12 protein-coding genes and 2 pseudogenes are annotated in these 13912 nt (G+C 60.4%); all 14 read right to left on the bottom strand.

Features of this window, described 5'->3' with window-relative positions; genetic code table 11:
- Nucleotide 1: 1 nt before the first annotated feature.
- Nucleotides 2-592: a ribonuclease HII gene (rnhB, locus tag ACF2JD_RS07220; protein WP_139745757.1), complete on the bottom strand. Its 591-nt coding sequence runs from the start codon at nt 590-592 to the stop codon at nt 2-4.
- 80 nt (nt 593-672) lie between these two features.
- Nucleotides 673-1812 (bottom strand): lipid-A-disaccharide synthase, encoded by a 1140-nt coding sequence (gene lpxB, locus ACF2JD_RS07225; RefSeq protein WP_111909930.1) that lies wholly within the window; start codon nt 1810-1812, stop codon nt 673-675.
- The gene (lpxA, locus tag ACF2JD_RS07230) at nt 1805-2596 is read right to left on the bottom strand and encodes an acyl-ACP--UDP-N-acetylglucosamine O-acyltransferase (protein ID WP_307764113.1); all 792 of its coding nucleotides are present in this window, start codon (nt 2594-2596) and stop codon (nt 1805-1807) included. Before lpxA ends, lpxB begins: the two co-directional genes overlap by 8 nt.
- A 2-nt stretch (nt 2597-2598) precedes the next feature.
- Nucleotides 2599-3060, bottom strand: a complete 462-nt coding sequence (gene fabZ, locus ACF2JD_RS07235) for a 3-hydroxyacyl-ACP dehydratase FabZ (protein WP_010673414.1) — start codon at nt 3058-3060, stop codon at nt 2599-2601.
- Between the two features lie 24 nt (nt 3061-3084).
- Entirely contained in the window at nt 3085-4104 is a 1020-nt protein-coding gene (gene lpxD / locus ACF2JD_RS07240) for a UDP-3-O-(3-hydroxymyristoyl)glucosamine N-acyltransferase (protein ID WP_106887881.1), read from the bottom strand.
- 3 nt (nt 4105-4107) lie between these two features.
- Nucleotides 4108-4620 (bottom strand): OmpH family outer membrane protein, encoded by a 513-nt coding sequence (locus ACF2JD_RS07245; protein ID WP_025327908.1) that lies wholly within the window; start codon nt 4618-4620, stop codon nt 4108-4110.
- A 148-nt stretch (nt 4621-4768) separates the two neighbouring features.
- Nucleotides 4769-7192 (bottom strand): outer membrane protein assembly factor BamA, encoded by a 2424-nt coding sequence (gene bamA, locus ACF2JD_RS07250; RefSeq protein ID WP_111909928.1) that lies wholly within the window; start codon nt 7190-7192, stop codon nt 4769-4771.
- Between the two features lie 34 nt (nt 7193-7226).
- Nucleotides 7227-8573 (bottom strand): annotated as a pseudogene (gene rseP / locus ACF2JD_RS07255) (sigma E protease regulator RseP).
- Nucleotides 8573-9771: pseudogene (gene ispC / locus ACF2JD_RS07260) on the bottom strand (1-deoxy-D-xylulose-5-phosphate reductoisomerase). The pseudogenes rseP and ispC overlap by 1 nt, the downstream one beginning before the upstream one ends.
- Nucleotides 9771-10628 (bottom strand): phosphatidate cytidylyltransferase, encoded by an 858-nt coding sequence (locus tag ACF2JD_RS07265; protein ID WP_041206258.1) that lies wholly within the window; start codon nt 10626-10628, stop codon nt 9771-9773. The pseudogene ispC and the gene ACF2JD_RS07265 overlap by 1 nt, the downstream one beginning before the upstream one ends.
- A gap of 27 nt (nt 10629-10655) precedes the next feature.
- Entirely contained in the window at nt 10656-11432 is a 777-nt protein-coding gene (gene uppS / locus ACF2JD_RS07270) for a polyprenyl diphosphate synthase (RefSeq protein WP_025327913.1), read from the bottom strand.
- A 72-nt stretch (nt 11433-11504) separates the two neighbouring features.
- On the bottom strand, nt 11505-12062 hold the full coding sequence (frr, locus tag ACF2JD_RS07275; protein WP_106886072.1) for a ribosome recycling factor: 558 nt from the start codon (nt 12060-12062) through the stop codon (nt 11505-11507).
- 96 nt (nt 12063-12158) lie between these two features.
- Nucleotides 12159-12893, bottom strand: a complete 735-nt coding sequence (gene pyrH, locus ACF2JD_RS07280) for a UMP kinase (protein WP_025327915.1) — start codon at nt 12891-12893, stop codon at nt 12159-12161.
- A 71-nt stretch (nt 12894-12964) separates the two neighbouring features.
- Nucleotides 12965-13846: a translation elongation factor Ts gene (tsf, locus tag ACF2JD_RS07285; RefSeq protein ID WP_025327916.1), complete on the bottom strand. Its 882-nt coding sequence runs from the start codon at nt 13844-13846 to the stop codon at nt 12965-12967.
- Nucleotides 13847-13912 lie beyond the last annotated feature (66 nt).

Below are 13912 nucleotides of genomic sequence, written 5' to 3' on the forward strand. Positions count from 1 at the left end.
GTTATTCGATCCCCAGCGCCCGGCGCACCGGTTTGAAGCTCTGCCGATATTCGGGCAGGGGGCCGCGCTCGGCCAATATGGCGAGGTGTTCGGCGGTGGGATAACCCTTGTGACGGGCGAAGCCGTACTCGGGATGACGGCTGTCCAGCTCGGTCATCTCGGCATCCCGGGTCACCTTGGCGAGGATGGAGGCGGCGCTGATGGCGGCCACCAGGCTGTCGCCCTTGACCACGGCGCGCGCTTCCATCGGCAATGCCGGGCAGCGGTTGCCATCGATAAAGACCAGCTCGGGTGTCATGGAGAGGCCCGCCACGGCCCGCTGCATGGCCAGCATGGTGGCGTGCAGTATGTTGAGCTGGTCGATCTCATCCGGGGTGGCGCGGCCTATGGACCAGGCCAGGGCCTTTGCCTTGATCTCGCCATACAGGGCGAGGCGCTTCTTCTCGGAGAGCTTCTTGGAGTCGGCGAGGCCTTCAATGGGATTGGCGGGATCCAGGATCACCGCGGCGGTGACCACGTCACCCACCAGGGGGCCACGGCCCACCTCGTCAACCCCTGCTACCAGCTTGTCTTGTGGAATATCGATCGTCATATCACAGGCCTTGAATCAAAACCGGCCCCGCAGGGCCAGTATCAGCACAACATAACGCCAAAAGCGCGCCGCCAGCCACCCTAGCTGTCGAGCAGCTCGGCCACCGCCTCGGCGGCCTGCACATCGGCGTTGCAGCGGATCTTCTGGTGCAACTTGGTGAAGGTGGCGATGAGCTCGCTGTTGTCGTGCTCCAGCAACTTGCTGACCTCTTCCACCAGATTGGCCGGGGTGCACTCATGCTGGATGAGCTCGGGCACCAGCATCCGGTCTGCCAGCAGATTCGGCAGGGAGACGTACTCCGTCTTCACCAGCCACTGGGCCAGCCAGTAGCTGAGCGGCTTGAGCTTGTAACCCACCACCATGGGCCGCTTCACCAGCATGGCTTCCAGCGCGGCCGTGCCGGACGCCAGCATCACCACGTCGGCGGCGATCATGGCCTCACGGCCCTGACCGTCCAGCAGCACCATATCGAGATCCGGCGCCACTTCGGCCTTGATGGCGAGGAACTGCTCGCGCCGCGTCTCGTTCACCAGCGGCACTATGAAGCCGAGATCCGGGCAGTGCACCGTCAGGTGCTTGCACGCCTCGAGGAAGACCGGGGACATGAAGCCGACCTCGGCGCTGCGGCTGCCCGGCAACACCGCCAGCCAGCGGCGGCCCGGCTCCAGGCCGAGTGCCTCACGCATCTCCTGCTGATCCGGTACCAGGGGAATGTCGTCCGCCATGGTGTGGCCGACGAAGCGGCAGGGGGCATCGAAACGGTCGTAGAAGGCTTTCTCGAACGGCAGGAAGGCGAGCACCATGTCGGTGGCGGCCTTTATCTTGTGAATGCGGCCCTGACGCCAGGCCCAGACAGAGGGGCTGACATAGTGGACCGTCTTGATACCGGCGCGGCGCAGTTTCAGCTCCACCCCGATATTGAAATCAGGTGCATCCACCCCGACGAAGATGTCAGGAGGATTGGCAATAAAGTGGCGCAGCAGCTCGCGGCGTACCTGGAGGATCCGGGGCAGACGCCCCAGCACCTCGCTGATGCCCATGACGGAAAGCTCTTCCATCTCGAACAGGGCCTTGACGCCCAGGGCCTGCATCCGCGGCCCGGCGATCCCTTCGAACTGGGCATCGGGATAGCGAGCCAGCAGCTCGCGCACCAGACCGGCAGCCAGGATGTCGCCGGAGGTCTCTCCGGCGACTATGCCGATGCGGATAGGCTTAGGCACGGATGATCCCGCGCTCGTTGCCCTTGAGGAAATCCACATAGAGCTGGACGGCCGGCTCGGTAGCCGCCATCTCGCTCAGTACCGGCAGCACCTCTTCAATGGTCTTGCCGGAGCGGAAGATCTCCTTGTAGGCACGCTTGACGGCCGAAATGGCTTCCGCGCTGAAGCCACGACGACGCAGCCCTTCGGAGTTGACCCCGAATGGCTTGGCGTAGTTGCCGGCGGCCATCACGTAGGGCGGCACATCCTTGTTCAGGGCGGCGCAGCCACCGACGAAGGCGTGGGAGCCTACGCGGCCGAACTGGTGAATGGCAGACAGACCGCCGAAGATCACGAAGTCACCGATGTGAACGTGGCCCGCCAGGGTCGCGTTGTTGGCGAAGATGCAGTTGTCACCGATCATGCAGTCGTGGGCCACGTGGACGTTGACCATGAAGAGGTTGCCGCTGCCCACCTTGGTCAGGCTCTGATCCTGGGTGGTGCCGCGGTGCACTGTGCAATTCTCACGAAACACGTTGTTGTCGCCGATCTCGAGGAAGGTGCGCTCACCGGCGTACTTCTTGTCCTGGCAATCCTCACCTATGGAGGTGTGCTGGAAGATCTTGTTGCCACGGCCGATCTTGGTCGGGCCCTTGATCACCACGTGGGAACCCACCCAGGTGTCGTCACCTATCTCCACCTCGGCACCAATGACGGTAAAGGGGCCGATTTCAACCCCTTTGCCGATCACGGCAGACTCATGGACGATGGCGGTATCGTGGATGATGGCAGTCTGGTCAATCACGGTTACACCTCGCGTTTGGCGCACATCAGTTCGGCGGTACAGACCACTTCACCGTCGACGGTGGCAACGCCGGTGAACTTGGCGATGCCGCGACGCTCCTTCAGGAACTCTACGTCGAGCACCAGCTGATCGCCAGGGCCGACCGGACGCTTGAAGCGGGCATTGTCGATGGAGGCGAAGTAATAGAGCTCATTGGGGGACGGCTTGCCCACCATGGTAAAGGCCAGGATACCGGTCGCCTGGGCCATGGCCTCCAGGATCAGCACACCGGGGAACACCGGCTTGGCCGGGAAGTGCCCCTGGAAGATCGGCTCGTTGAACGAGACGTTCTTGATGGCGCGCAGGGTCTTGCGCTCATCGCTGATCTCGTAATTTTCCACCTTGTCCACCATCAGGAACGGATAACGGTGGGGCAGCAGATCCATGATTTCCTGGATCCCCAGGCTTTTCTTTTCAGTAGTCAAAACAGTACCCTATACCAATCGTGATTATTCTTGATCCAGCTTTTTCTCAAGTCGGCTCAACCGCTTGTGCATCTCTTCGATACGCATCACCCGGGCGGCGGTCTTGCGCCACTCTTTATTGGTTTGCAGGGGGATGCCGGAAGAGTAGATGCCGGGCTCGGTAATGGGTCGCATCACCATGGCCATACCGGTGACGGTGGCCTGGTCGCAGATCTCCATGTGCCCGTTAAAGACGGAAGCGCCGCCAATGATACAGTATTTGCCGACCTTGAGACTACCGGCCATCACGGTCGAGCCCGCCACGGCGGTGCCGTAGCCAATCTCGACGTTGTGGGCGATCTGGCACTGGTTGTCGATGATGACGTTGTCCGCGATGCGGGTGTCTTCCAGGGCACCGCGGTCTATGGTGGTGCAGGCACCGATTTCCACCCGGTTGCCTATGGTCACGCCGCCGAGCTGGGGGATCTTGATCCACTCGCCACGCTCGTTGGCATAACCGAAACCGTCGGCCCCGATCACGGTGCCGGCTTGCACCAGACAGTCCGTGCCCAGGGTCACGTTATGATACAGGGTGACGTTGGCCCACAACCGGGAGCGTGCTCCCAGTCGGGTATTCTTGCCAACGAAACAGCCCGGACCTATGCGGACATCATCCCCCAGCACGACGCCGGATTCGATGACCGCATTGGCGCCGATGGCCACTCTCTCGCCCAGTTGCACATCCGCCGCTATGACGGCACTCGGATGTATATCCGTGGCCGGCTGCGGTGTGGTGTCCAGCAGTTGGGCTACCCGGGCAAACCCCACATAGGGATCTTTGAGCACCAGGGCATTGGTGGGGCAAAACGGCAGGTCCGCCTCAGTGATGAGCACGGCAGTCGCCTTGCTCTGCTCCAGGAAATGCCGGTACTTCTTGTTGGACAGGAAGGCAATCTCCCCCTCCCCGGCTTTTTCCAGTGTCGCTACCTTGCGGATTTCCCGGGTCCCATCCCCATGGACCTCGGCCCCCAGTTGCTGGGCCAGCTGTGCGAGAGTGAATGCCATCAATTAGTTGCTCTTGCTTACCTGAGAGATAACCTGGCTGGAGATGTCCAGCTTGCTGGCGGCATAGGGAGCAGCATTGCGCTCCAGCACCAGATCATAGCCATTGCTCTTGGCGATGGAGTCGATGGCAGCCTGTACCTTGGTCAGGATCTTGTTGCGCTCTTCAGCCTGACGACGGCCGTTGTCCTGCTCGAACGCCTGACGCTTCTGGTTGAACTCCATCTGCAGCTTGGCCAGCTTCTCCTGGTTCTGCTTCTTCTGCTCGTTGCTCATGAAGGCTTCGTCCTTCTTGAACTTCTCGACCAGAGCCTGACCGTCGGATTCCAGTTTCTGCAGCTCGCGCATGCGCGGCTCGAACTCACCCTTCAGCTTTTTGGCCACGGCTTCACGCTGGGGCAGCTTTTGGAAGACTTCGCCCATGTCTACCACGGCGATCTTGGTCTCAGCCCAGGCGGAGCCCATACCGGCAGCCATCAGTGCAAAACTCAAACCAGCTACTTTCAACGCTTTATTCACACTTACTCCTTGGTCCCTCGGTTGAGGGCTACCTGATTTACCTGATTGTGCAAGCGATCTCTGGGACCGGCTTGTTACCTGGTGAGGCACGCAAGCTGCGCGTCCCATCATTGAATACCCCCACCGAAGTGGGGGAGCGTCCGCGCCCTTAGAAGGTACGGCCGATGTTGAAGGAGAAGACTTCGGTATCGTCCCCTTCGTATTTCTTGAGCGGTTGTGCAATCACGAACACCAGGGGGCCCATGGGGGAGAGCCACTGCAGTGACAGACCCGCCGACATCCGGATATTGGTGGGGTCAGAATAGTCCATCAGATAGTTACAGCCACTGAAGCAACGGTTCTGGTACTGACCATATTCGAAGGTGGTGTCCCACACTGTACCGGCATCGATGAAGAAGCTGGTCCGCAGCTGGGGCTGGTAGCTTTCAGACGCGAACGGCGTCGGCACTATCATCTCGAGGGAGGCCACCGCCAGGGCATTGCCCCCCACAGAGCTGTCGGTGCCCTGGATCACGTCGTTACCGCCCAGGTTGTAGTAGTAGAGCGCCTTAGGACCGACTGTGTTGCTCTTGAAGCCGCGCAGGGTATCGAAGCCACCGGCATAGTAGTTCTCGAAGAAGGGCAGCACGTGGTCGTAGTCACCGTTGCTGCCATAGCCATTGCCGTAAGAGGCGCGGGCCTTGGCCAGCATGACCCACTGGTGGTCCGCATCAAACGGGAAGTAATGGGAGTCTTCGGCGTTGAGCTTGAAGTACTGCAAATCCATGCCAGGCACAGTCACCTTGGCGTTCACCCGCTGACGGTCACCCGCTGTCGGGAACTGACCCTTGTTGAGGGTGGAACGGGTCCAGCCGGCGGTGACATCCACAGTGTTGAACACCATGCGGTTGTCGCCGTCCAGGTTGGCCTGGTACACCTTCCAGAACTCATCCACCTGCACATAGGGGTTGGGCTGGGACAGCTTGTTGTTCTCGTAGCCGAGGCTGAAGTCGAGACGGTTGTTCTCGTTGACCGGGAAACCACTGGAGAGGCGGAAGCCTATGGTGGTGTTTTCGTAGTCGACTATGTTGGCATCGGCCGCGCTGAACTTGTTGTAGTAGAGGCGGCCGCCCAGGCTGACGCCATCGACGGTGAAGTAGGGATCGTTGTAGCTGAGATCGATGTTCTTCGAGTAGTCGTTGGTGCTGGCATTGATGCCGATCTTCTTGCCGGTCCCCATGAAGTTGTCTTGCTGCAGGCCCGCCTGCAGGCTCAGACCAGACTCGGTACCGTAGCCGATGCCGGCGTTGATGGAACCTGCCGGTTGCTCCTTGACCTTGAAGTCGAGATCGACCTGATCGTCGCTCCCCGCCACCCGCTTGGTATCCACTTCCGCGGTCTCGAAGAAGCCGAGGCGGTTGAGACGGGTCTTGGACTGCTCGACGTTGTCGGAGGAGAGCCAGGTGCCTTCCATCTGACGCATCTCGCGACGCAGCACTTCGTCCTTGGTGGTGACGTTGCCGCTGAAGTTGATGTTGCGCACATAGACACGGGGGCCCGGCTCTATGTTGACGATCAGCTCCACTTCCTTGGTCTGGTCATTGACCTGGGGGAAGGTGACCACTTTGGGGTAGGCATAGCCATAACGGCCGAGGAACTTGGAGAGCACCTCTTCGGTGTGGGTCACCTGGCTGGCGGAGTAGACGCTGCCCGCCTCTATGGGGATGAGCCCCTTCATATCGCCGCCACGGTCGATGAGATCGCCCTTGAGCTGCACGCCGGAGACCTTGTACTGATCCCCTTCCTTGATGTTCAGGGTGACGTAGACGCCCTTCTTGTCCGGGGTCATGGAAACCTGGGTGGACTCCTGAGCGAAACGTATGTAGCCGCGGTCCATGTAGTAGGAGCGCAGCACTTCGATGTCACCGGCCAGCTTCTGCTTCTGATAGCGCTGATCGCCGGTGAAGTTCCACCAGGGCACGTCGTCCTTCAAGGAGAGCTGGGCCAGCAGTTTCTCTTCCGGGAACACCTGGTTGCCGACTATGTTGATCTGCTGGATCTTGGCCGCTTCCCCTTCCACGAAGGTGAACTTGAGGTCGACCCGGTTGCGAGGCAGCGGGGTGACTATGGCCTTGACCTTGGCGGAGTACTTGCCCACGCCGTAGTAGAAATCTTCCAGTCCCTTCTCGAGGGAGCTCAGCACGGTGCGATCCAGGGGATCACCGACGCGGATGCCGGAGGACTCCAGGCTCTGGGTCAGCTGCTCCTCCTTGATGTCCTTGTTGCCGGAAAACTCGATGCTGGAGATGGTCGGGCGTTCCTTCACCACGACTTGCAGCACCTGGCCGTCACGATAGACCTTGACGTCCTCGAAGTTGCCGGAGGCATAGAGCTTCTTGATGGCGTTGGCCAGGGCCACCGAGTCCACGGAGTCACCGACCCGGACCGGCAGATTCAACAGGGCGGCGCCCAGGGTCACCCGCTGCAGACCCTCGACCTGAATGTCTTGCACCACAAAAGAGGCAGGGGCCGCCTGAGCCAGGAAGCTGGCTCCCAGCAGGCAACTCAACACCAATGCTTTTTTAACAGCCATTTTGTTCTTATGTGTCCTTGTTGATGCTCTAGCCTCAGAGGCGAGCGAAATCATTAAACAGCGCAATGCCCATCAGTAACATCAGAATGGCGGCGCCTATCCTGAACCCAATTTCCTGAATTTTTTCTGGTACCGGCTTGCCGGTGACTGCCTCGATGAGGAAGTAGACCAAATGGCCCCCATCCAGCACCGGCAGGGGGAACAGATTGATGATCCCCAGGTTGACGCTGATGAGCGCCAGGAAACCGAGGAAATAGACCAACCCGTAATCTGCGCTGCTGCCAGCCCCCTTGGCGATGGAGATGGGGCCGCTCAGGTTGTCCAGGGAGACGATGCCACCGATCAGCTTGCCGATCATGTCGAAGGTCAGCGTGATCAGGCTCCAGGTCTTCTGGACCCCATGCCACAGGGCTTGCAAAGGCCCATACTGTAACAGAACTCGATACTCATCCGGTAATGGAACCAGTTGCGGCGACAAGCCGACGAAACCGACCAGCTTGCCCTGCACCTTGCGGCTATCCGGGGTCAGGGTCACGTTGAGATCACTGTTGTTGCGCTCACCACCACTTGCAGGGGTTGCCCGGTGCCTGCTGCACCAGCTCGACAAACTGGGCCCACGCGGTAATAGGCTGCTCGCCGACCCGCTTGATACGGTCACCGACCTGCAGCCCCGCCTTTTCACTGGCACTCTTGGCCACCACGGCAGCCACGACTGGCAGCACTTTGCCACTCAGGGGACAATTCCCAAGCTGCCGATGGGCGACTCTTTATCCGGATCGAAGGTCCAGCCGGTCAGCGACAAGGTTTTGTCGGTGGCATAGCTGGCGGGTGCCTGCACCTTGAGAGTCACCGCATCATCACCCAGATGGCTGATAAGGGCGTAGGTGACGCTCTCCCAGTCACCGGTCTGCTCATCGCCGACCCCGACAATCTCCATGCCGGGCAGCACACCCGCCTCGGCCACGATGGAGGCAGGACGCACCTCACCGATCACCGGCTTGACGCTCGGCACCCCGATGATAAACATCAGCCAGAGGGCAAACAGGGCAAAGACGAAGTTGGCCATGGGGCCTGCGGCGACAATGGCCATCCTTGCCCAGACACTCTTGTGGTTGAAGGCATACTGCTCGTCACCGGGCTTGAGTTCATCGACCCGGCCATCCAGCATCTTGACGTAGCCGCCGAGCGGGATCAGCGCCAGCACATATTCGGTGCCATCTTTGCCCATCCGGCGCCAGATCGCCTTGCCAAAACCGATGGAGAAGCGCTCAACCTTGACACCGCAACGACGGGCCACCCAGAAGTGGCCAAACTCGTGCACCGCGACCAGCAGGCCCAGGGCGACAACAAAGGCACCGATATTCCACAACACACCGCCCATCAGCCAAGCTCCTCAATCAAGGTGTGAGCACGGGCACTCATCAGCCGCACCGTCCAGGCAGCAAACAGATCATCGAGCGAGCTGACGGCACTGCTCTCCAGCGCCAGCATCACGGTCTCGTTGACCGGGCAATATCCATAAAGCCGATGCGCCCGGCCAGGAAGGCGGCAACCGCCTCCTCGTTGGCCGCATTGAGCGCAGTGGTCGCCGCTTGTCCCTTCTGGCAGGCATTGATGGCCAGCGCCAGACAGGGATAGCGATCGTAATCAGGCCGGATAAAGCTGAACTCTCCGACACTGAAGAAATCCAAAGGTTCCACACTGGAGGGGATGCGATTGGGATAAGCCAGCGCGTGGGCGATGGGGGTACACATGTCCGGGTTGCCGAGCTGGGCCAGCACTGAACCGTCCTTGTACTGCACCATGGAGTGGATCACCGACTGGGGGTGGATCACCACCTGGATCTGCTCAGGGAGGGCGTTGAACAGCCAGCGCGCCTCTATGTATTCCAACCCCTTGTTGATCATGGTGGCGGAGTCCACCGAGATCTTGGCCCCCATGGACCAGTTGGGGTGCGCCACCGCCTGGGCCGGCGTGACTCTGGCCAGCTCGTCGATGTCGGTATAGCGGAAGGGGCCCCCTGAGCCGGTAAGCAGTATCTTGCTGATGCCCGCCCCGGCCAGATCGCAGAAGCCAGGCTCGCGCTGAATGGCCTCGGGCAGGCACTGGAAGATCGCATTGTGTTCGCTGTCGATGGGCAGCAGCTCGGCCCCATGGTGGCGCACCGCCTCCATGAAGAAGGCGCCGGACATCACCAGGGCCTCCTTGTTGGCCAGCAGGATCCGCTTGCCGGCACGCACGGCGGCCATGGTGGGTGCCAGACCCGCCGCACCGACGATGGCCGCCATGACGCTGTGGGCGTCAGGGTGAGCGGCCACTTCGCACAGGGCAGCCTGACCAGAGAGTACCCGGGTGGCGCAGCCGTGGGTCTTGAGGCGACCGGCCAGATTGCTGGCGGCGCTCTCATCCACCATGACGGCGAAACGAGGGGAGAATTCGAGACAGTCCCGCACCATGGCATCCACGCTGCGAGCCGCGGTCAGCGCCAGCACCTGCCAGCGCCCCGGGTTCTGCCGCAGCACCTTGAGGGTACTCTGACCGATGGAGCCGGAGGCTCCCAGAATGACCAGATTGCGCATCAGAACTCCTGACCGAGTAGCAGATAGCTGAGCAGGAAGACGGGCAGCGCCGCCGTCAGGCTGTCGATGCGATCGAGGATGCCGCCGTGACCCGGCAGCAGGGTGCCGGAATCCTTGATACCGGCCTCCCGCTTGAACATGCTCTCGGTCAAATCGCCGAGCACGGACGCCAGCACCGCCAGCAGGGAGCAGAGCAGCACCACCCCCATCTTGGCAGGCACGAAGCCCATGAACCAGGTCACGCCTATGGCCAGCACGCTGGCGGTAAAGAGGCCGCCCAGCATGCCCTCTATGGTTTTACCCGGGCTGACGGCCGGGGCCAGCTTGTGCTTGCCGAACGCCTTGCCGAAAAAATACGCGCCAGAATCTGCCGCCCAGACCAGGCCCATCACGAACAGCAGGATCCAGGCCCCCATCATGGGGTCGTGATAGAAGTTGTACCCACGGATGGCCACCAGAGACCAGAAGAAGGGCACCAGGGTCACCAGACCGAACAGGGACTTGAGCCAGACGGACTCTTTCCACAGCCTGGCGCTGCGGGGGTAGCGCAGCACCAGCAGCAGCCCGAGCAGCCACCAGCTGATGGCTGTCCAGAGCACGCCCATCACCAGCGGATGCAGCTGGGGGATCCAGAGTTGCTCTACCGGTACCCAGAACAGGCTGGCACCGAGCAACAGGCAGAACACCAGCGGCAACCATTGTTGCGGCTGGGCAGAGACGAAGGCGCTCCACTCACGGCTGGCCAGCAGAAAGACCAGGGCAGCGAGCAGGGCAAAGAATTTCAATGGCAGGAAAAACAGTGCCCCCAACACCAGGGGTACTAACAGTAATGCGGTAATAATTCGTTGTTTTAGCAAAAGAAACCTCTCTCTTGGGAGCGGGGTTTAGCCGGTCTGTTGCGCGGCGATCAATTCCCGTATCTGTTCACCCGTACACCCGAAGCGACGCTCGCGAGCAACGAAGGAGGCAACTGCCCCGCTGAACTCGGCCTCGTCAAAGTCGGGCCACAAGACCGGGGTAAAATAGAGCTCGGCATAAGCAAGCTGCCATAACACAAAATTGCTGATGCGATGATCCCCGCCGGTACGGATCAGCAGATCCACCGGAGGCAGATCGGCCATGCAGACCTGACGTGCCAGTGCCTCTTCATCGACCGCCTCTGCATCCAGCTCGCCCGCTGCCACGGCGCGAGCCAGCCTGCGGGCCGCCTGGGCTATGTCCCATTGACCGCCATAGTTGGCGGCGATGTTGAGGGTGAGTCCCTGGTTGCCGGCGGTCAGGGCCTCGGCCTTGGCGATCTTGGCCTGCAGCCGTTCACTGAAACGGGCGGTATCGCCGATCACCTTGAGCCGGATGCCATTGCTGTGCAACTTGTTCACCTCGCGGCCAAGCACCGTCATGAACAGCTCCATCAGGGCATTGACCTCCCCTTCCGGGCGGCGCCAGTTCTCACTGGAGAACGCGAACAGGGTCAGCGCCTCCATCTTGGCACGGGCGGCAAAGGCCACGGCCTCACGCACGGATTTCACGCCCGCCTTGTGGCCAGAGACCCGCATCTTGCCACGGTTCTGAGCCCAGCGACCATTGCCATCCATGATGATGGCGACGTGACGAGGCAAGGACGAGCTGGCGCTATCGCCTAGCGCTGCCAAAAGCGACATTCATTTCTCCCACAAAGACAAAAGCGCCGTGCAGGGGCACTACACGGCGCTCGTAATATACCTGTCGGAGGCTTAGATTTCCATTAGCTCCTTTTCCTTCGCGGCCAGGGCGTCATCCACCAGCTTGACGAAGGCGTCGGTCAGTTTCTGGATCTCTTCCTGGGCACGACGGTCGTCGTCCTCGGAGATCTCCTTGTCCTTCAGCAGCGCCTTCAGGTCTGCGTTGGCATCGCGACGGATGTTGCGCACGGCAACCCGGGCACCTTCGGCTTCGGCACGGACTATCTTGGTCAGATCGCGGCGACGCTCTTCGGTCAGCGCAGGCAAGGGGACGCGCAGAGTCTGGCCATTGCTGGACGGGTTCAGGCCCAGATCGGAGGTCAGGATGGCTTTTTCCACCGCCTGGATCATGGAGCGATCGAAGATGGAGATGGACAGGGTGCGGGCATCTTCTGCCACTACGTTAGCCAACTGTTTCAGAGGAGTGGCGGCACCGTAATACTCAACCTGGATACCGTCGAGCAGGCTCGGATGAGCACGGCCGGTACGGATCTTGGACATCTGGGTCTTGAGCGATTCTACGCTCTTGGCCATGCGGTCCTTGGCGTCGTTTTTAATCTCGTTGATCACAGTGGTTTTCCTTTTGGCGAACGAGCCGGCATGCGGCCCGTATCTATCTTGTTTACTGGCGTAATGGACAAGCGCGCCAGGCGGCTCAGGCTTGTCTTACTTGCTGACGTGGTGGATCAGGGTACCTTCCGGCTCACCCATGATAACCCGACGCAATGCACCCGGTTTGTTCATGTTGAACACCCGGATCGGCAGATCGTGGTCGCGGGCCAGGGTAAAAGCAGCAAGATCCATCACTTTGAGTTCTTTTTCAAGAACTTCATCATAACTCAGTTCTTGATAGAGCACTGCATCCGGGTTCTTGACCGGATCATCGGTGAACACACCATCGACCTTGGTGGCCTTGAGCACCACGTCGGCTTCGATCTCGATGCCGCGCAGGCAGGCTGCGGAGTCGGTGGTGAAGAAGGGGTTACCGGTACCGGCGGAGAAGATCACCACCTTGCCGGCACGCAGCTGGCTGATGGCCTCGGCCCAGCTGTAGGAATCGCAGACACCCTGCAGGGAGATGGCAGACATCAGACGGGCATTCACATAAGCACGATGCAGGGCATCACGCATGGCCAGGCCGTTCATGACGGTCGCCAGCATGCCCATGTGGTCACCCACCACGCGGTTCATGCCCGCCTTGGCAAGACCGGCACCACGGAACAGGTTGCCGCCGCCAATGACCAGACCGACCTGAACACCCAGCTCAACCAGCTCTTTGATCTCTTGGGCCATCCGCTCCAGCACCGCTGGATCAATGCCAAAACCCTCGGATCCTTGCAGGGCTTCACCACTCAACTTCAGAAGAACACGTCTGTATGCAGGCTTGGGATTGGTACTCATGTCACTGATTCCTGGTCATATAAAGACCGCGACATAAGTCGCGGTCTGGGGAAACGGAAAAACCGGTTCGATTAAGCCTTCTGAGCGGCCGCGATCTGGGCTGCAACTTCAGCCGCGAAATCGGTCTCTTGCTTCTCGATGCCTTCGCCCACTTCGAAACGGGTGAAGGAAACAACGTCAGCGCCTTCTTTCTTCAGCAGCTCAGCCACAGTGATGGACGGGTCCTTCACGAAGGGTTGACCAGTCAGGGAAACCTCACCGGTGAACTTCTTCATGCGGCCTTCAACCATCTTCTCGGCGATGTCTTTCGGCTTGCCGGAGTTGATGGCGATGTCGATCTGAATTTCGCGCTCTTTGGCAACGACTTCAGCAGACACGTCTTCAGGCTTGACGAACTGCGGGCTGTTGGCAGCGACGTGCATGGCCAGATCTTTGGCCAGGTCGGCAGTACCGCCGGTCAGCTTGGTGATAACACCGATACGGGAACCGTGTACGTAGGTACCCAGGTTGTCACCTTCAACCAGCATCACGCGACGCAGGTTCATGTTCTCACCGATCTTGGCGATCAGGTTGGTGATGGTCAGCTCGACGGACTCACCGTTACCGAAATCGGCGGCCTTCAGGGCGTCGATGTCAGCAATTTTCTGGGTCGCGGCGATGTCGGCGATCTTCTGGCCCATGGCCATGAAGCTGGCGTCTTTGGCGACGAAGTCGGTTTCGCTGTTCAGCTCGATCATGGCGGCAATGTTGCCTTCGGTACGGGCGAAGATCACGCCTTCAGCGGCGATACGGCCCGCTTTCTTGGCGGCCTTGGCCTGACCGGATTTGCGCATGTTCTCGATTGCCAGCTCGATGTCACCAGCGGCTTCTTCCAGCGCTTTTTTGCAATCCATCATGCCAGCGGCAGTGCGCTCGCGCAGTTCTTTTACCAGGGCGGCAGTAACGTTAGCCATGTCCAGTATCCTCGGTCTTGAATTGACAAGAAACAGGGGCCACAAGGGCCCCTGCTAACCAATTAC

Origin of the sequence: Aeromonas ichthyocola, assembly GCF_046087985.1 — a bacterium.
GTDB classification, from domain to species: Bacteria; Pseudomonadota; Gammaproteobacteria; order Enterobacterales; family Aeromonadaceae; genus Aeromonas; species Aeromonas rivipollensis.

Coding starts and splice junctions, on each gene's coding strand:
- rnhB (WP_139745757.1), bottom strand. CDS start 592: ATGACGATCGATATTCCACAAGACAAGCTGGTAGCAGGGGTTGACGAG.
- lpxD (WP_106887881.1), bottom strand. CDS start 4,104: ATGGCATTCACTCTCGCACAGCTGGCCCAGCAACTGGGGGCCGAGGTC.
- bamA (WP_111909928.1), bottom strand. CDS start 7,192: ATGGCTGTTAAAAAAGCATTGGTGTTGAGTTGCCTGCTGGGAGCCAGC.
- uppS (WP_025327913.1), bottom strand. CDS start 11,432: ATGTCGCTTTTGGCAGCGCTAGGCGATAGCGCCAGCTCGTCCTTGCCT.
- pyrH (WP_025327915.1), bottom strand. CDS start 12,893: ATGAGTACCAATCCCAAGCCTGCATACAGACGTGTTCTTCTGAAGTTG.
- tsf (WP_025327916.1), bottom strand. CDS start 13,846: ATGGCTAACGTTACTGCCGCCCTGGTAAAAGAACTGCGCGAGCGCACT.